17 protein-coding genes are annotated in these 15461 nt (G+C 68.6%); 7 read left to right on the plus strand and 10 right to left on the minus strand.

All coding sequences use genetic code 11. From position 1 onward, the window contains the following. The first annotated feature begins 169 nt into the window (after nucleotides 1-169). Nucleotides 170-475, plus strand: a complete 306-nt coding sequence (locus F8178_RS07990; RefSeq protein WP_317494048.1) for a 4a-hydroxytetrahydrobiopterin dehydratase — start codon at nucleotides 170-172, stop codon at nucleotides 473-475. Nucleotides 476-549: 74 nt separating this feature from the next. On the opposite strand, the gene wrbA is transcribed toward F8178_RS07990, so the two are convergent. Together wrbA and F8178_RS08000 are read right to left on the minus strand one after the other, a co-directional pair. After that, nucleotides 550-1167: an NAD(P)H:quinone oxidoreductase gene (gene wrbA, locus F8178_RS07995; RefSeq protein ID WP_317494049.1), complete on the minus strand. Its 618-nt coding sequence runs from the start codon at nucleotides 1165-1167 to the stop codon at nucleotides 550-552. A gap of 343 nt (nucleotides 1168-1510) precedes the next feature. Then, on the minus strand, nucleotides 1511-1687 hold the full coding sequence (locus F8178_RS08000; RefSeq protein WP_317494050.1) for a hypothetical protein: 177 nt from the start codon (nucleotides 1685-1687) through the stop codon (nucleotides 1511-1513). A gap of 154 nt (nucleotides 1688-1841) precedes the next feature. Between F8178_RS08000 and F8178_RS08005 the strand changes: the two genes are divergently transcribed. The 3 genes from F8178_RS08005 (at nucleotide 1842) to F8178_RS08015 (ending at nucleotide 4622) form a co-directional block, all read left to right on the plus strand. Beyond that, nucleotides 1842-2411 (plus strand): hypothetical protein, encoded by a 570-nt coding sequence (locus F8178_RS08005; RefSeq protein ID WP_317494051.1) that lies wholly within the window; start codon nucleotides 1842-1844, stop codon nucleotides 2409-2411. Nucleotides 2412-2667: 256 nt separating this feature from the next. Next, nucleotides 2668-3678, plus strand: coding sequence for an FxLYD domain-containing protein (locus F8178_RS08010; protein ID WP_317494052.1), 1011 nt, complete (start codon nucleotides 2668-2670; stop codon nucleotides 3676-3678). Next, a complete protein-coding gene (locus tag F8178_RS08015; RefSeq protein ID WP_317494053.1) occupies nucleotides 3675-4622 on the plus strand; it encodes a hypothetical protein in 948 nt (315 codons plus the stop codon). The genes F8178_RS08010 and F8178_RS08015 overlap by 4 nt, the downstream gene beginning before the upstream one ends. A gap of 191 nt (nucleotides 4623-4813) precedes the next feature. Here F8178_RS08015 and F8178_RS08020 read toward each other — a convergent pair whose 3' ends face one another. The 4 genes from F8178_RS08020 to F8178_RS08035 all read right to left on the minus strand — a co-directional run bounded on the left by F8178_RS08020 (nucleotide 4814) and on the right by F8178_RS08035 (nucleotide 8290). Then, nucleotides 4814-5794 carry a TIGR00269 family protein gene (locus F8178_RS08020; RefSeq protein ID WP_317494054.1) on the minus strand — a complete coding sequence of 327 codons (981 nt, stop codon included), beginning with the start codon at nucleotides 5792-5794 and terminating at the stop codon, nucleotides 4814-4816. Further along, on the minus strand, nucleotides 5791-6021 hold the full coding sequence (locus F8178_RS08025) for a MoaD/ThiS family protein (protein ID WP_317494055.1): 231 nt from the start codon (nucleotides 6019-6021) through the stop codon (nucleotides 5791-5793). The genes F8178_RS08020 and F8178_RS08025 overlap by 4 nt, the downstream gene beginning before the upstream one ends. 74 nt (nucleotides 6022-6095) lie before the next feature. Next, on the minus strand, nucleotides 6096-6929 hold the full coding sequence (locus F8178_RS08030) for an alpha/beta hydrolase (RefSeq protein WP_317494056.1): 834 nt from the start codon (nucleotides 6927-6929) through the stop codon (nucleotides 6096-6098). 89 nt (nucleotides 6930-7018) lie between these two features. Beyond that, a complete protein-coding gene (locus F8178_RS08035) occupies nucleotides 7019-8290 on the minus strand; it encodes a dicarboxylate/amino acid:cation symporter (RefSeq protein WP_317494057.1) in 1272 nt (423 codons plus the stop codon). Between the two features lie 269 nt (nucleotides 8291-8559). On the opposite strand from F8178_RS08035, the gene F8178_RS08040 reads away from it, so the two are divergent. The 3 genes from F8178_RS08040 (at nucleotide 8560) to F8178_RS08050 (ending at nucleotide 12207) form a co-directional block, all read left to right on the plus strand. Further along, nucleotides 8560-9696, plus strand: a complete 1137-nt coding sequence (locus F8178_RS08040) for a choice-of-anchor P family protein (RefSeq protein WP_317494058.1) — start codon at nucleotides 8560-8562, stop codon at nucleotides 9694-9696. A gap of 217 nt (nucleotides 9697-9913) precedes the next feature. Further along, complete coding sequence (locus tag F8178_RS08045; RefSeq protein WP_317494298.1) at nucleotides 9914-11584, plus strand: GMC family oxidoreductase; 1671 nt, start codon at nucleotides 9914-9916, stop codon at nucleotides 11582-11584. Between the two features lie 8 nt (nucleotides 11585-11592). After that, nucleotides 11593-12207 (plus strand): acetoacetate decarboxylase family protein, encoded by a 615-nt coding sequence (locus F8178_RS08050; RefSeq protein ID WP_317494059.1) that lies wholly within the window; start codon nucleotides 11593-11595, stop codon nucleotides 12205-12207. Nucleotides 12208-12341: 134 nt separating this feature from the next. Here F8178_RS08050 and F8178_RS08055 read toward each other — a convergent pair whose 3' ends face one another. Genes F8178_RS08055 through F8178_RS08070 form a run of 4 tightly spaced genes read right to left on the minus strand, consistent with a single transcriptional unit; the run spans nucleotide 12342 to nucleotide 15154 of the window. Next, nucleotides 12342-13166 carry a maleylpyruvate isomerase family mycothiol-dependent enzyme gene (locus tag F8178_RS08055; protein ID WP_317494060.1) on the minus strand — a complete coding sequence of 275 codons (825 nt, stop codon included), beginning with the start codon at nucleotides 13164-13166 and terminating at the stop codon, nucleotides 12342-12344. Beyond that, nucleotides 13163-13879, minus strand: coding sequence for a DsbA family protein (locus tag F8178_RS08060; protein WP_317494061.1), 717 nt, complete (start codon nucleotides 13877-13879; stop codon nucleotides 13163-13165). The genes F8178_RS08055 and F8178_RS08060 overlap by 4 nt, the downstream gene beginning before the upstream one ends. Further along, nucleotides 13876-14481 (minus strand): TetR family transcriptional regulator C-terminal domain-containing protein, encoded by a 606-nt coding sequence (locus F8178_RS08065; protein WP_317494062.1) that lies wholly within the window; start codon nucleotides 14479-14481, stop codon nucleotides 13876-13878. The genes F8178_RS08060 and F8178_RS08065 overlap by 4 nt, the downstream gene beginning before the upstream one ends. 52 nt (nucleotides 14482-14533) lie before the next feature. Further along, nucleotides 14534-15154, minus strand: a complete 621-nt coding sequence (locus F8178_RS08070) for an L-threonylcarbamoyladenylate synthase (protein ID WP_317494063.1) — start codon at nucleotides 15152-15154, stop codon at nucleotides 14534-14536. Between the last annotated feature and the right edge of the window lie 307 nt (nucleotides 15155-15461).

Genomic DNA, 15461 nt, shown 5'->3' on the forward strand with positions numbered 1-15461 from the left:
CCGCGTTGTGACACTGCGGTTGCGGTGGTTGACTCATGTACGGGGCGAGCGGGCCCGGTACATCCCGGTGGGTTCGATCCGGGCCACGCGCGATCCCGCACACTGGCACTGAGCCAGGGACAGCGATCGCCGGTCGCGCCGCCAGCGACCGCGGAGAAAGGGGGCGGATATGCCGGAACTCCTGTCGGATACCGAGATCGCTGACGGTCTCGCGACGCTACCGGGCTGGACGCAGGACGGCTCTGCTATTAGCAAGACGTGGGAACGCAAGGGTTTCCTCGGGGTGGTCAACCTGGCCAACGCGATCGCGTTCGCCGCGAACGAGCTCAACCACCACCCGGACCTGTTCATCCACGGCTATAACAAACTGACGGTCACGTTGACGACGCATTCCGCCGGTGGTATCACCGCGAACGATCTGCACGCGGCCCGGGTGATGGAGAACCTCACGAACGTGGCCTCGTCAGCCGGGTAGTACGCACCCGGTGAGCCCGGCCGATCCCGCCGGTGGCGTGCTCCGCGGGGATCCGGGGCACGCCACCGGGCATCTCAGGCTGCCTCGGACTCGGCGAGCGTGCGGGCGAGCGCGACCACCCGCTTGGCCTGCACCGTCGCGGCGGTGCGGGTGTCATCGTCTACGGGCAGCTGCCCCTGGGCATCGACGTGGCTGGTGCCGTAGGGGTTGCCGTCGACGAACTTCGCCGGGTCGGTGTAACCGGGGCTGACGATGACGCCGCCGAAGTGGTGGATGGTGTTGTACAGCGCGAGCAGGGTGGATTCCTGGCCGCCGTGTCGGGTGGCGCTGGAGGCGAACCCGCTGTAGACCTTGTCGGCCAGCTGGCCCTGCTGCCACTGCCCGCCAAGGGTGTCGAGGAACTGTTTGAGCTGGGCGGCGATGTTGCCGAAACGGGTCGGGGAGCCGAAGATCACCCCGTCGGCCCACACCACGTCGTCGGCAGTGGCTTCCGGGATGTGCCGGGTCGCGTCGACGTGCGCACGCCACGCGGGGTTGGCGTCGATCGCCGAGTCGGGTGCCAGCTCGGGCGCGCGGCGGATGCGTACCTCAGCGCCCTCGGCTTCGGCCACCTTGCCCAGCGTCGAGGCGATCTCGGCGATGGTGCCGGTGGCGGAGTAGTAGATGATGCTGATCTTGACGGGCTGACCCATGGGGACGTCTCCTCCTGCGGTTTCCGTAACCGGAATGGTTGTTGAAACTTCATCTATACGGTGCGTGCAACATAGATGAACTGTCAACTATTCCGTCGCAGCGGGGACACGTCGCGGAACCTCGTTGGCCCGGTGCCGACCAGCGCCGACCAGCGCCGATGAGCACCACGACCGGCACAGATACCTCGCCATGACGTCAGCCACACCGCGCCCCTGCACCGGCACGTGCACGCCGTACCGGCCAGGTGGGAGCCGAAGGGCTCCTCGGGTACCGGATACGCACCGGAGGATCCCCTCGGCTCCCACCCTGTGCACCCGATCGGTCGTTTCCGGCCCGGTCCCGTCACTCGTCGGGGTCGTCCTCCGGCGGAGCCGCGGGTGGATCGCCCGAACCTGCGCAGCGCAGTCGGGACGGGACGATGGTCGGGCTGGACGGTTTGCGGTCATGCCACACCAGCCGACCGTCGGTGACAGGTTGCCAGGTGCGGCATGCCGCGCAATACCCCAGGTTGCTCGGCATGGACACACACTAGTCGAACCGGCGCGTGGGCCGCCCGCGCGCCGTGACGAAGGGGTAGTGTGGCGCGGTCCCGGCTGCCTACCGGCTGCGCCGCCTGCCCGGTCCCCGTTGCCGTCGGTTGACAGCGGCGCGCGCCGGCCCGAAGCTGAGCTTCATGGGGAATCCCGCTCGCGCGGCGACGGCCGCGGCAACCGTCGCGGCAGTTGCGTTCCTGGCCGGCTGTGCCGAGCACGTCTCAGGGCAGGCCGAGGCAGCCGACGACGAGCCGGCAGTGGCCGACGATGACGTGGTTGTGCACCAGGGGCCGGTCGATGTGCTGGTCGAGATGCTGCCGGGGTGGCAGCTCGGCCCCGACGTGCTCGAGGGCGCCACGACCATCGTCAACCCGGAAGCCTGCGGGGCGAACTTCTGCGACAACCTCAACGTGCTGGTCGACCCGGCGCGCGGCGCAAGCCCCGACGAGTTCCACGCGCAGTCCATTGCCGAGCTCGACGAACTCGCGGACGTACGTTCCGAGCGAGAGGTCGAGCTCGACGGGCGCGTCGGCTACGAGGTCGAGTACGCGGGCGACCGCGGTCACGAGTACGGGGACATGCGCTTCCTGACGCGCTACACGGTGGCGGACGGTGAGGCGGTGATCGTCACGTACACCGCCAGGCCGGACACCTTCGAGGAGTGGCGACCGGACGCCGAGGCGATGCTGGAGTCGATCGAGATCCGGTAGCCGCTGGCCGGAGTGACCGGACCCGCGCCTTCCTCGCGGTGAGCCGCCCCGCCTACCGGCCGCGCGCGGCGGCCGCGCTCAGCGAGTCGCGCACGGTGGCGCGGCAGGCCTCGGCCGAACCCCGGCGCCTCGTTCACGACCGTGTCCCGGCAACGGCCTGCGAGTACGCTCGTTGGAGCGGTGCACTCCAGCGGATGGTCACCCGTAACGAGTAGCGGGCGAAGTGGTTGCCGGCGTCGGCGGAGGTGTGGGCTCGATGTCCAGGAGGTCTTCACCGGCCGCGGGGGTTGGCCGCGCCGGCTGGGCGCTGCTGGTCACCCTGGCGATCGCGCTGGTACCGGCCTCGACACCGGTGTGGCTGCTCGGCGTGAACGGTCACGCGGGGTCGGGTATCGGCCGGGACACCGTCGAGCTGCCCGAGCTCCCGCCGCTTCACGAGCGTGCCCCGGAGCTCTACGACGAGCAGGGCTGTATCCGCGTCCCGCCGGACGAGCAGGGCGAGGCCGACTGCGGCGCCGAGCCCCTGCCGGGGGACGCGGGTCCGGTGGACGAGCGAGCGCACCGCAACCTCGCCGGTTTCCGCGGGCCGCACTACATCACCGAGCTCGTGCGCGACGACCTGACGGTGCTGGAGTCCACTGTGCGCACAACCGGCAGTGACGAGTGGACGGCCACGGGGCTGGTGCGCAACGAGACCCGCGAAGCGGTCGGCGGGGTCACAGTGCACGCGGTGCTGTTCGACGAGGAGGGCACCGCACTGGGCTCGGCATCAGCCCCCGTTCCTGTCGATCCGCTACGGGCGGGAGAGCCGGGCCCGTTCCGGATGGCCGCCGACGTACCCGCCGCCGCCGTCGGCGAGGTGCGCTGGCAGGTCAATGCGGGCGATGCCGCAGCGGAGTCCCGGCGGGACGCCGAGATCATCGTGCATTGGCTGCGTTCCTATGGCGGGGGCCGCGATGTCGCGGTGGGCAACCTGCTCGACGAGGCTGTCGCTGAGCAGCGTCCTTACCTGCTGTACGGGTCGGTGCGTAACCATGCCGGGACGGCGATCGAGCAACCGGCAGTCGTGATCGCCTGGCTTGGCGATGAGGGAGAGGTGTTACACGTCGCGGAGACGCCGGTCGTGCGACCCGGCTCCGGGGATCGCCTGCCCGCACTCGATGCGGAAGAACCGGGCGATCTCGCCGATTTCCTGCATGCCGAACCGGAGGATCCCGGCGCGGAGTTCGGTGGCGTGATGCCCATGCTGTGGGTGGTGGGGTCGTGATGCGCGCCGCCGTGCGCCGTGGCTGCCGCGCCGTGCTGGTGGTGATGCTGGCACTGGGCCTGCTCGCGGTGCCCGTGCCCGTCTCCGCCGAGCACGTCTTCGGGGACGAGCCGCTGGATGACGTACTGGACCGGGCCGAGGCGCACCGCGACTGCGGCCTGTCCCGGGACAGGCTGGCCGCGATGATGCTGGCGGTGGTCTGGCCCGAGACCGGGGCCACACCCGACACGGCACCATCGCCGATGACGCTCGGTCGGTGGGATATCCAGCACGGCCTGCATTCGTTCGGCGATCCCACGACCGCGCGGCGAGCGTTCTGGCACCCCGGGGTGGGGATGTGGCAGTTCGACTCGGCGGGCTCGGGCGCCCACATGCCGGTCTGGGCCCGCATCGACAGCTGGCACGCGGCGAACGAGGCGGCACGCGTGATGAGCGCGCGATACTGCGCGGCCGAGGGTAGCGAGCGCGAGCGCCGCCGTGCGGCATGGCAGCCGTGGGTGGGCTGCCGCGACACCGATGATCGGTGCGGCGATTGGTACCACGAGCACTACGACGCGGACAGCGACACGCTGCACGGTATCTCCCGCGATCCCTCGGTGACGCGGCACGGTGGCATGCAGCGGCGCACCTGCCGGTGGTCTTTCTCGCCGGTGGAGTGGGATTGCTGGTATATCGATCCGGAGCGGGCCCAGGGCTACGCCGCGTGGACCATCCCGGACTGGGGCCCGACTCCGCTGGCGCGGCCGTTCTACGGCCACTATGTCAGGGCGACCCGTCAGGAGTACCGGCACTGGATCGGCGAGGACAGCGGTTACGAGGCCGGTCTCGACGTGCGACGTCCACTCGGCACCGACGCGCGCCATTCCCTCACGTGGGAGATCCGGGAACGGCTCTGCGACACGAGCCACGAGCGCGGCGCATGTCGACCCCGCCCTATCCGCTGAGGGCGAGTTCGCTCCGCGTCCCCGCCGATATGGGGAAGGCCCCGGCCTGTCAGGCCGGGGCCGAGGTTGGTACCGATCTGATCTTGTCCAACCTCCTCGGCATCGTCAGCGCCATCGCGATCACCCCCTTTCACGCAAGTCGCCGTAGCTTCTCACGTGATCGAAGGCACCGCCGATGACATCCGATGCCTTCACCCGGCACCAACAACCTGCCGGCGGCTGTTATTCCGCCGCTTGCGACCACGTCGCCCGCGCGGTGTGGACCGGTGCTGGGGGTCGGTCGCCTGGTCGGTCAGCCTGCAGAACGCGCACAGCTCGCCGGTGGTGGGCGAGCCGCACCGGCCGCAGGAGCCGAGGTCGCCCTTGTCCTGGGAGCTGACGCCGTCGAGCAGCGGTTGCATCCGCCGTAGGAAGCCGTTGTAGAACTCGAGCTTCGTGCCGGGGGAGCGTTCCTCCATCCGGTTGAGCAGTTCCTTGTACCCGAGGTGTCGGTTCCCCTCGGCCATCGGGCATTCCTCGACCTGGTAGTCGATCCGGCGGATGATGCAGTAGGCCGCGGTTTCCCGCTCGCCGAGCCGCACGAGCGGCTTGACCCGTCGGGCGAACCCATCGCCGCCTGGCAGCACGGGCTGCTGGCGGGCCAGGTACTCCGTGTCCCAGCGCATGACATTGCCGAACAGCACCGCTGCCTCGTCGTCCAGGTTGTGTCCGGTGACCAACACGGTGTAGCCATGCTCCAGCGCGACGGTGTTCAGCAGGTGCCGCTTGGACAGGCCACACGCCGAGCAGGGCGTGCGCCGCTGGGCAGCGGCCTCCGGGATGGTGAAGCCGACGTCGGTCGCGAGGTCCAGCTCGATCAGCTTGACACCCCGCTGGTGTGCGAACGCGCGGGCGTACTCGCCGGAGCGGTCGCTGTAGCCGCCGATGCCGAGGCCGAGATAGACACCATCGGCGTCGTAGCCCAGGTCCAGCAGCAGGTCCCACGCCGCCAGCGAGTCCTTGCCCCCGGAGATCGCCATGAGCGGACGCTCCCCGGCACCGATCATCGAATACTTCTCGATCGTGCGGCGCACCTGCTGGCGGCAGTGGTGCAGGAAACACTCGGCGCAGAACGCGGTGCGGTGCTGCGGCAGCTCGATCACCGCGTCCGCGCGGCAGCGACGGCACTTCATCGCGCGCCTCCCGACATCACCGGACGGATCTCCACGGTGTCGGTGTCCTCCAGCGTGGCCTCCCGGGTGACGAGCTCGTCCTCCCTAATGACCAGCACCGACTGTCGCGGGAATCCCAGCTGTTCGCAGAGCTCCTCGACCCGCAGCGGGCCACGCACCTGTACCTCGCGTTTCGGATTGTACAGCCGCACGTTCATCCCGGCCCCCTCCTGCGATGTCACGGACATGACGAAGGCTGGACGGCACACGCTACTTCCTTGGTAGACGCCGTGCCGGTGTGCTTTCAACCGTCCTCGCCCGTTCATCCCCCGTGCAGCACGGCACGGAGCCGGGCAGCGAACGGCTCCGTCTGCTCGACGAACCCGATGTGGCCCCCGGGAAACATCTCTGGTTCGAGGTCGAGCTCCGCGGCGAGGGCACGCGCCGTGCGGTCACACAGCTGCCCAGCCGATTCCTCACCGATACCAACCACGATGCGGGTACTCGCCGCGCGCAGCGCCGAGAGGTCGGGACGCCACCGGGTGGTGGCGCGGAGCTCGTGCGCGAACCAGAAGCGCTCGTCCGTGACCTGCTGCGGGTCGCGTTCCCCGCCGAACATGTCCTCGATCGCGTCCGCCGGAAGGGCGATGCCTGCCTGTTCCATGAACGCCGCCCACGCTCCCGTGACGTCGCCCGCGAGGTAGGTGGCGATGATGTCGTCGGTCTGCGCGTGGAGCTGCTCGCTGTCCTCCAGCAGGTCGTCCAGCGGGGGCTCGTGTGCCACGACTGTATGAACCTGCTCGGGGTGGGCCTGTGCCAGGGCCAGCGCGCTGACAGCGCCGCCGCTGGAGCCCAACACTGCGGCTGGGCCGGCGTCGAGGTGCGCAAGTAGCCGGGAGAGGTCGTCGGCGCGCAGCTGCGGTGTGGAGTCCTGCTCGGGGTCGTCGAGCGTGCTGCGGTTGATCCCGCGCGGGTCGGTGGTGAGTACCGTGTGGTCGGTGCCGAGCTGGTCGGCGAGTGGCTCGAAAGACGTGGCGTCCATCGGGGCGCCGACCAGCACCACCAGGGGGCCGTCGCCGCGCACCTCGTAGTGCAAGGTGGCGCCGGGTATGCGCAGCGTGTGGGCGGTGCTGGAAGTAGCGGGGTTGGCGGTCATGCGAGCCCTCCTGGAGGCCGGGTGACGTGACAGGGTTCCACAGGGGTGGACTCGCGGGACGTGGCAAACTCATCGGCCGCAGGGGTCGGTCACGAGGTCTCTTGCTGCTCGGGTTCGGCCAGCATCCCCGGTTCGGTCTTCGCGACGATCCGGGTACCGGTGAGATCGCCGGTGACGTTGCACATGGTCCGCGCCATGTCGAGTAGCGCGTCGATACCCGCCACCAGTGCCACCGCGGCGAACGGCAGCCCTGCCTGGGTGATGGCCAGCGAGAGCATGATGAGCCCGGCTCCCGGCACGCCCGCGGTGCCGATGGAGGCGAGCGTGCCGACCAGCACCACGCTGAGGATCTCGCCGAACGACAGGTCGATTCCCGCCACCTGGCTGACGAAGATCGTCGAGGCGCCGACATAGAGCGCCGTACCGTCCATATTGATGGTGGCGCCGAACGGCAGGCTGAAGCCGTACACGCCTTCCTTGATTCCCAGCTTCTGGGCGGCACGGGTCGTCACGGGCAGTGTCCCGCTGCTGGACCGTGTCACGAACGCGGTCATCATCGGCTCGCGAGCCGCGCCGAAGAACTGCCGCACGCTCGCGCCGATGAGCAACAGGAGCACGGTGTAGAACGCGATCTGTAGCGCCACGCCCCCGTAGACGACACCGGTCAGGCTCGCGAGCGGCACCAACGCATCCGTTCCCGTCTCGCCGAGCACCACGGCGATCAGCGCGAACACGCCGATCGGAGCGTACTCCAGCACGCCGCGGATGATCATGAACATGATCTGCACGCCCGCGTCGGTCAGCCGCCGGACGTGCTCGCCGAGCTCACGCATCCGCTCGCTCTCGCTGTGGCGCAGCACGCCGAGCGCGATCCCGACGATGACCGCGAGGAAGATGATGCCCAGGATGTTGCCCTCGACCATGGCTGTGAACGGGTTCTCGGGCACGATGCCGAGCAGCGTGTCGATGATCGGCGGCGCTTCCTCCGGTTCCTCCGCGTCGGCCGCAGGCATGTCGAGGCCGGCGCCGGGGGTGACGAGCAGGGCGAGCCCGATGCCGATGCAGATAGCGGCGGCCGAGGTGACGATGTAGTAAATGAAGATCTTGACCCCGGAGCGGCCGAGCTGGACCGGTGAGATCGAGGACGCGCCCGCGATGAGCGTGACGATGACCAGCGGCACGACCAGCATCTGCAGCAGTCGCAGGAACAGCTCGCCAAGGGGTTCGATCACCGCGATCGGCGGTCCGACGATCAATCCGACGATCGCGCCCGCCACGAGCGCGACCGCGAACTTCCAGATCAGCGGGATCTGGAAGTAACGCCGCACCCAGTGTCCCGCCATGGTGGCTGGTTGGCTCATGTGATCACCCCACGCGAGTCAGGATCGCTGGCTCGACAGCGCCGCAACGGACCCGGAGGGCAGTCGGTGCGAGCGCTCGGTGCACGGTACTGCACCGGGCGTGAAAGGTCCAGAGTGCTGGAACGTGTTGCCGTAACTCGCGTTGTGTAACTGGTCTTTTCGCGTGGAACTCCTCGATGCCGCTAATGGAGTGTCTTTCCGAAACGACCCTGGATGTGCAGTAGATAACGCTGCGTACTCGCTAGTAACGATGGGGCTGGGAGTGTCAGATGACCAAACCTACGCGCAGACAACGAAACATCCTGACGATCGTGCCCATTACGGCTGCGGGTGTACTGGTGGCCGGCTTGCTCGCGGCTCCGTGGGCGGCGGCGAGCCATGTCCAGCCGGAACGGCACTCGGGCAACCAGTCGTGCAGCGACGTCGTGCCGGCATCCAACGAGCTCAAGATCGAACCGGTCAAGGACGGTACGTATACCGACGGAACCCTCGAGGTCACCATCTCCGGTGCGAACTCCACATTCGACTGGGAGTCCAACCTGCCCGTGCAGGTGGTGGCAGTGAAAGGCGGTCCCGATACCAATGTCTACGACTACCGGCCCGACGGGGAAACCTCCGACGACGGACTTCGGGCGCCTACCCATCCCAAGTCCGGCGAGCAGGCTGGCCTCAGCCACGCGTCGTTCTGTTACAAGGAGCACAAGGAACCGGACCCGACTCCGACCCCGCCCCCGCCTGAGCCCGATTTCTGCACCGGGCATGCGTTCGATGTGCGCGTCGACGCGGAGGGCATCGTGGACGGCTACGCCGGTCCCGCGATCAAGACCCAGCAGGATGTCTTCCCGGACAACGAGACGCTGTCCGAGCTGGCACTGTTCATGCCGGTACTCGGCGCCACCGAACCAGTCGCCACCGCGGTGACCTTGGAGGCGGACAACAGTGGCACACCCGAAGAGGGGTGCACGACCAGGATCACCTATGAGGACTTCGAGCTCGACCTGAACAACCTCAGTGATGCAGGTGGTGTCCCCGTGGTGCTGACTGCCCAGGCCGTCGAGACCATCGCCACGGCCACGTTGCAGCCGGATGGTTCGGTCACGACCGATAGCGAGGTGACCATTGTCGGTGGTTCGTTGCACATCGACGGGGAGGGTGACGAGCTGGCGGTCCAGCCGGATCCGGACACCGGGATCATCGACGAGTGCTTGGAGGCCCCGGACGGGGTCGGGAGCTTGTGCGTTCGCGTCGTGCTGCACGAGACCGAGACCATTCCCGGGGGCATCGCGGCCAACGCGGTGCGGGTGACGGTTGATCTCCAGACGCCGCTGCCGGGTACCGACCAGTTCGTCGATGTCCAGGTGGCGCACGCCGAAGCCGATGCGCACGAGGGCGACCCCAAGTCGTAACTGGCCACCGGTCGTCCTCCAGCGATATACAGGCGCCTGGCCGGCCCTCGCTCACCGGGCCGGCCAGGCGCCCTGTGCCGGGCAGTCGCACACCCCGACGCTGCTTGGCCGGAACTATGGATCCACCGGCCGCCGGTCTTTACGCTTCGCGGGTATGCTCCGGCTACCGTCGGGTAGTGCGCGTACGGTGCGCCGCGAGGAAGGCAGGTGGGCGTCGATGTCCGCGTTCGACTACGACGTGCTCGTCATCGGGTCCGGATTCGGCGGCAGCGTGTCGGCGCTGCGGTTGACCGAGAAGGGTTATCGGGTCGGCGTGCTGGAGTCCGGGAGGCGTTGGAACCCGGAGGATTACCCGCGGACCAACTGGAACATCCGCAAGTCGATCTGGGCGCCGAAGCTCGGCCTCACCGGTCCCCAACGCATCAGCCTGCTCGGCAAGTGCGCGCTGTTCAGCGCCGCAGGCGTGGGCGGCGGCTCACTGATCTACGGCAACACCCTGTACGAGCCGCTCGAACAGTTCTACACTGACCCCGCCTGGGCGCACATCACCGACTGGAAGTCCGAACTTGCCCCCTATTTCGACCAGGCCAAGCGGATGCTTGGGGTGGCGACCAACCCACGCATGACCCCGGCCGACGAGGTGCTGCGCGAAGTGTCCGAGTCGCTGGGTGTGGCCGATACCTTCCATCCCACCCAGGTGGGGGTGTACTTCGGTGAGGAGGGAGTCACCGCGAGCGACCCGTACTTCGGCGGCGCGGGTCCCGACCGTACCGGCTGCGTGCACTGCGCGCGGTGCTTCACCGGCTGCCCGTACGGGGCGAAGAACACCACTACCATGAACTACTTGTACCTCGCAGAGCGGGCGGGCGCACAGGTGCATCCGATGCGGACCGTGACCGACGTGCGCCCGCTGCCGGGTGGCGGCTACGAGATCACCGCAGTGCGTTCCGGGCGGCTGTTGCGCAAGCAGCCACGCCGGTTGACCGCCGAGCAGGTGGTTTTCGCCGCCGCCGCGCTGGGAACTCAAAAGCTGCTGCACACGCTGAAGGACAGCGGCAGCCTGCCCGCCCTGTCCCCGCGGCTCGGCGAGCTGACGCGTACGAACTCCGAGGCCATCCTCACCGCGAGTAGCCGGAGCAGGACCGACTTCTCGCAGGGGATCGCGATCACCTCGTCGATCCACCCGCAGCCCGACACCCACATCGAGGTGTGCCACTACGGAACGGGGCAGAACGCGCTGTTCCCGCTGGCGGCGCCCATGGTGGACGGGGGCCGGATGCGGGCGCTGCGGTTCCTGCTGTTGATACTGCGACACCCGAAGCTGTTCGCGCGCTCGCTCGACGTGCGCCGTGCGTCGGACCGCTCGGTGATCCTGCTGGTAATGCAGTCGCTGGACAACTCGCTGACCTCCTTCCGCACCCGGACCGGACGGCTGTCGACCAGGCAGGGCAGCGGGCAACCGAATCCCGACTGGATCCCGATCGGGCATGAGGTCAACCGCCGTTTCGCCGAGGCTATCGACGGCGACGCGTACGGGCTGTACATGGACGCAGTGAATATCCCCTCCACCGCCCACTACATCGGCGGCTGCGTCATCGGTGATTCGCCGGAGACCGGTGTGGTGGACCCGTACCAGCGGGTGTACGGCTATCCCGGGCTGCACGTCGCTGACGGTTCGGCGATCACCGCCAACCTCGGGGTGAACCCCTCGCTGACGATCACCGCGCAGGCCGAGCGGGCGATGGCGTTCTGGCCGAACCGGGGTGAACCCGATCCGCGTCCGGAGCTCGGCGCCGGTTACCGGAAGGTGGACCCCGTGGCACCCAAGAACCCGGCCGTGCCAGGAAACGCCCCTGGCGCGCTCCGGTTGCCGATCACCCCGCGCTGAGGAGGAGTATGACGGACCCGGGTTACCCGCCACAGCCATGGAACCTGCGAGGCCAGGCGTACCTGTCGGTGTGGCGGCTGCCGGTGGCGAGCCTGCCAGCGCTGCCTGCGGGCGTGCGGCCGCTGACGGTCGCGGGTAGCGGGTTCGTGATCACTGCCTGGGTGGATTACCAGCCGGGCGGCGTGCTCGCGTATCGCGAGCTACTGTCCACTGTGGCTGTTCTAGACGGACTCCGTATCGCCGCGTCGATCACGCATATCTGGGTGGACAGCCCCTCGTCCCGCGACGGGGGCCGTGCGCTGTGGCACATCCCGAAGGGGCTCGCCGGGTTCGATATGCGCCACGCCCAGCTGTTCGAGGCGAGTGCGTGTACCCCGACCAGCGGCATCGCCGCGGCCCGGTTCCGGACGCTGCCCGCGTTGCCTGCCCGGATCCCCGCGGGATTCTCCGTAATCCAGCAGGGACCCCTGCGCAGCCCGGTGCGGGTGTCGGCACGGCCCGCTATGGCTCGCGCGTCGTGGGCGATCCAGCCTGCCGGGCCGCTCGGATTCCTGCACGGCCGCAGCCCGCTGGCCAGCGCGGCAGCACGGGATTTCCGGATGCGGTTCGGGACGGGGTGCTGATGCGCTGCACATCTTGATGCAGCGATGCGATGATGTAGCCGTGCGAACTACGGTTGATCTTCCCGAGGACCTGCATCGGCGAGTCACAGGCGCCTACCTCGCCCGGCTTGCTCGCGTCCGGGCGCCCAGCAACGTCAGATCGTGAACGCGAGGTTGCGCACCACCCGCTCGCCCAGCTCGGTGTCACCCAGGATCTCCACATCGGCCAGGTGGTCGTCCGGCTGCACACGGCCACCTGCCAGCCGCGCGAAGAGCCCGGAGCCCAATCGGATCGTGGCGTGCGCCTGGCCCGGCAGCTCATCGATCAGCGCGGCGCGCCCGTCCACGGCAACGTGCAGCGTCCGGTGGACCGGGCCGGTGAGCTCGATGGTCAGCAGGGTACCGTCCGGCGCGCCCGCACGCTTGCCGACCAGGTAGCCGAGAGCGCCGGTAATCTCCTCGAGCGCGATCTCGGCACACGGCCCGGTGTCGTTGCCGTGCCGGGACACCGCATCCCGGATGTCCTGGTCGTGCAGCCAGCAGTCGAAGACCCGGATCCGCATGAACCTGCCGTAGGTGGATTCGCCGACCGGGGTCCACGACGGTGCGTCGAAGTCCTCCTGCGTCATCGCGCGCAGCGACGCGGCGCGGGTGGCGGTGATGTCGCGGAACCGCTCGAGCACCCGCGCCGGGGTGTCCTCGCGCAGCGCGCGGACCCAGCATTCGTTGAACGCGGCGATCTCGTTGCGCACGTGCGGTAGCGAGGAGACGTCGATGTCCGGCTCCGGCGCCTGCTCGCCCGCGAGCATGGATTCTGTGCCGATCACGTGTGAGACGAGGTCCTGCACCGTCCACCCGGGCAACGTGCTCGGCGTGGACCATGCCCGCTCCGGCAGCGAGGCCAGCAGCTCGTCCATCGATTCCCACTGCCCTACCAGGGCGTCGACCAGGGTCTCCTTGCCGGTCGCTGCGGTGCTCATCCGGTGACCTCCTCATCGTGACGTGGTGTCAGGTCGACGACCTGGCCGCGATCGATGCTCAGCCAGTCGCGGCCGCGCAGGTACGGTGCGAGATAGTCGCCGATCGCCTGCTGATCCCGCGCGCCTTTCGGTCGTTGCAGCTCGTAGAGCTGAGGGAACTCGAGCATCCCGGTCACCAGCTCCCACAGCCGCACGGCCCGTTGCCCGGTGGGCGGATCGATCAGCACGGGGCCGAACAGGCACTGGCCGTCGGGGAAGAAGAGGGTGGGCACACCGAACCCGCCTGCCCCGGTCACCCGGTGATGGTCGGCGGATACCTCGTCGTGCGTGGTCGCATCGGCCAGCGCCGCGTCGAGCAGCGCGGGGTCGGCTCCCACCTCGCCGAGTAGCCTGCGCGCGGTGTCGGGGTCGTGCGGCTTCTCCCCGTCGACATGCAGCGCCCGGCCCACCCTGGCATACCACGCGTCGACCAGCGCCATGTCATGCCTGCGCAGCAGCGCGGCGATGCGCATCTGCGACCAGCCGTAGGACCACGGCCGTTCGGCCGGGTGCTTGGCCCCATCGGGTCGGTTGATCTCTTCGAGGCTGAAGAACCGCCAGTGCACGGTCAGCCCGAGCTCGTCGCGTACGGCGCGGATCCAGCGGGATGTGTGGTACGCGAACGGGCACATCGGATCGAAGTGGAAGTCGACGTCGGCCGGTTCGGTCGTCATGTCGCCAAGCCTTCCTCCAGGTGGGCGTCGATGAGGTCGTGCAGGGCCGCGGCGATGCCTGCTGCCGGTTCCGTGGCGGTCTTGGCCAGCAGGATCTGGCCCTGGGCCTGTGCAAGGAGCGCGCGGGCCAGCCGGTCGGGGTCCACGCCCCGGCGCAGCGCGCCTTCGGCGGCGGCCTGCCTGCACACCGTCGCGAACTCGCCTTCCCACTGGGCGAAGGTGTTGGCCAGGTGGGTACGGAGGTCCTCATCGGTCGTGGCCAGCTCGGCGGCGAGGTTGCCGAACGGGCAGCCGACGACGCGGCCGAACCGTTCCTCGAAGCCGGTTTGGATGGTCCCGATGGCATCGGCGAGCCCGTGCAGCCGCTCGGCGGCCGTGGCCCCTGACGCCCGGGACAGCCGGTCGAGCAGGGCGGTGGTGTGCAGGTCGATGACGGCCTTGGCCACGTCGGACTTGCCCGCGAAGAAGTGGTAGAAGCTGCCCTTGCGAACCTCGGCGGCCGCGCAGAGCTCGTCCACCCCGACGTCCCGGTAGCTACGGGACAGGAACAGGCGGGCCGCGCGACGCACGATGCGCTCACGTGGTTCGCCTCGTGCGCTCATGCGCGGTGACGGTACGGGTAGTTGACCGGTCAGTCAAGAACGGGCGTGCCCGCTACTCGAACGGGCTGGTGTCGCCCGCGCCGCGCCGGACGATCTCGGGAACGCCTGCGGAGAAGTCGATCACTGTGGTCGGTTCGGTACCGCAATCCCCGGAGTCGAGCACCGCGTCGAGCTGCTTGCCTAACCGGTCGGCGATGGCGCGGCCGTCGGTGAGCGGCTCTTCCTCGCCAGGCAGCAGCAGGGTGCTGGACAGCAGCGGTTCCCCCAGCATCTGGACGAGTTCCTGGGCGACCGGGTGTCCGGAGATGCGGACCCCGACGGTCTTCTTCTTCGGGTGCATCAACCTGCGCGGCACTTCCTTGGTCGCGGGCAGGATGAAGGTGTAGCTGCCGGGGGTGACCGCCTTGACGGCGCGGAAGACCGTGTTGTCGACGTGCACGAATTGGCCGAGCTGGGAGAAGTCCCGGCATACGAGGGTGAAGTGGTGGCGGTGGTCCAGCTGCCGGATGGATTTGATCAGTTCGATCCCGTTCCGGTTGCCCAGCCGGGTACCGAGCGCGAAGCAGGAGTCGGTCGGGTAGGCGATGATGCCGTCGGAGAGCACGCTGTCCACCGCCTGGCCGATGGAGCGCCGTTTCGGGTTCTTCGGATGCACGGCGTAGTAGGTGGCCATGCGCCGAGGGTAAGCACCCGCGCCGTGATCTGACCAGCGCTGACATCTTCCGGCGCGCCGCGAGCCCACGGGCGATGTTGTTGCCTTCGGCTGTACCGAGGGAGCGCGGCAACTAGGGCCATGGACACCCGGTGAAGTTATGCGTAGTATAGTGAATAATTTGTAGCGATGTCGTGGCGGTGGGAGGTCGGATGGGGGTTGTGCTGGTACGAGGACAGTGTTCCAACGGGCGAACATGTCCGAATGTGAACATGACGGACCACGGTACTTTTGTGGTCCAGGGGTACGCGTGGTCAAGCGCTCACGT

Origin of the sequence: Haloechinothrix sp. LS1_15, assembly GCF_033042135.1 — a bacterium.
Taxonomy (GTDB): domain Bacteria; phylum Actinomycetota; class Actinomycetes; order Mycobacteriales; family Pseudonocardiaceae; genus Haloechinothrix.

What these genes read in the sequence shown, in the direction of transcription:
- F8178_RS08055 (WP_317494060.1), bottom strand. Translation starts at nt 13,166, where the DNA reads ATGAGCACCGCAGCGACCGGCAAGGAGACCCTGGTCGACGCCCTGGTA.
- F8178_RS08070 (WP_317494063.1), bottom strand. Translation starts at nt 15,154, where the DNA reads ATGGCCACCTACTACGCCGTGCATCCGAAGAACCCGAAACGGCGCTCC.
- F8178_RS07990 (WP_317494048.1), top strand. Translation starts at nt 170, where the DNA reads ATGCCGGAACTCCTGTCGGATACCGAGATCGCTGACGGTCTCGCGACG.
- F8178_RS08040 (WP_317494058.1), top strand. Translation starts at nt 8,560, where the DNA reads ATGACCAAACCTACGCGCAGACAACGAAACATCCTGACGATCGTGCCC.
- F8178_RS08030 (WP_317494056.1), bottom strand. Translation starts at nt 6,929, where the DNA reads ATGACCGCCAACCCCGCTACTTCCAGCACCGCCCACACGCTGCGCATA.
- F8178_RS08045 (WP_317494298.1), top strand. Translation starts at nt 9,914, where the DNA reads ATGTCCGCGTTCGACTACGACGTGCTCGTCATCGGGTCCGGATTCGGC.
- F8178_RS08060 (WP_317494061.1), bottom strand. Translation starts at nt 13,879, where the DNA reads ATGACGACCGAACCGGCCGACGTCGACTTCCACTTCGATCCGATGTGC.
- F8178_RS08025 (WP_317494055.1), bottom strand. Translation starts at nt 6,021, where the DNA reads ATGTCCGTGACATCGCAGGAGGGGGCCGGGATGAACGTGCGGCTGTAC.
- F8178_RS08000 (WP_317494050.1), bottom strand. Translation starts at nt 1,687, where the DNA reads ATGCCGAGCAACCTGGGGTATTGCGCGGCATGCCGCACCTGGCAACCT.
- F8178_RS08065 (WP_317494062.1), bottom strand. Translation starts at nt 14,481, where the DNA reads ATGAGCGCACGAGGCGAACCACGTGAGCGCATCGTGCGTCGCGCGGCC.
- wrbA (WP_317494049.1), bottom strand. Translation starts at nt 1,167, where the DNA reads ATGGGTCAGCCCGTCAAGATCAGCATCATCTACTACTCCGCCACCGGC.
- F8178_RS08005 (WP_317494051.1), top strand. Translation starts at nt 1,842, where the DNA reads ATGGGGAATCCCGCTCGCGCGGCGACGGCCGCGGCAACCGTCGCGGCA.
- F8178_RS08050 (WP_317494059.1), top strand. Translation starts at nt 11,593, where the DNA reads ATGACGGACCCGGGTTACCCGCCACAGCCATGGAACCTGCGAGGCCAG.
- F8178_RS08020 (WP_317494054.1), bottom strand. Translation starts at nt 5,794, where the DNA reads ATGAAGTGCCGTCGCTGCCGCGCGGACGCGGTGATCGAGCTGCCGCAG.
- F8178_RS08010 (WP_317494052.1), top strand. Translation starts at nt 2,668, where the DNA reads ATGTCCAGGAGGTCTTCACCGGCCGCGGGGGTTGGCCGCGCCGGCTGG.
- F8178_RS08035 (WP_317494057.1), bottom strand. Translation starts at nt 8,290, where the DNA reads ATGAGCCAACCAGCCACCATGGCGGGACACTGGGTGCGGCGTTACTTC.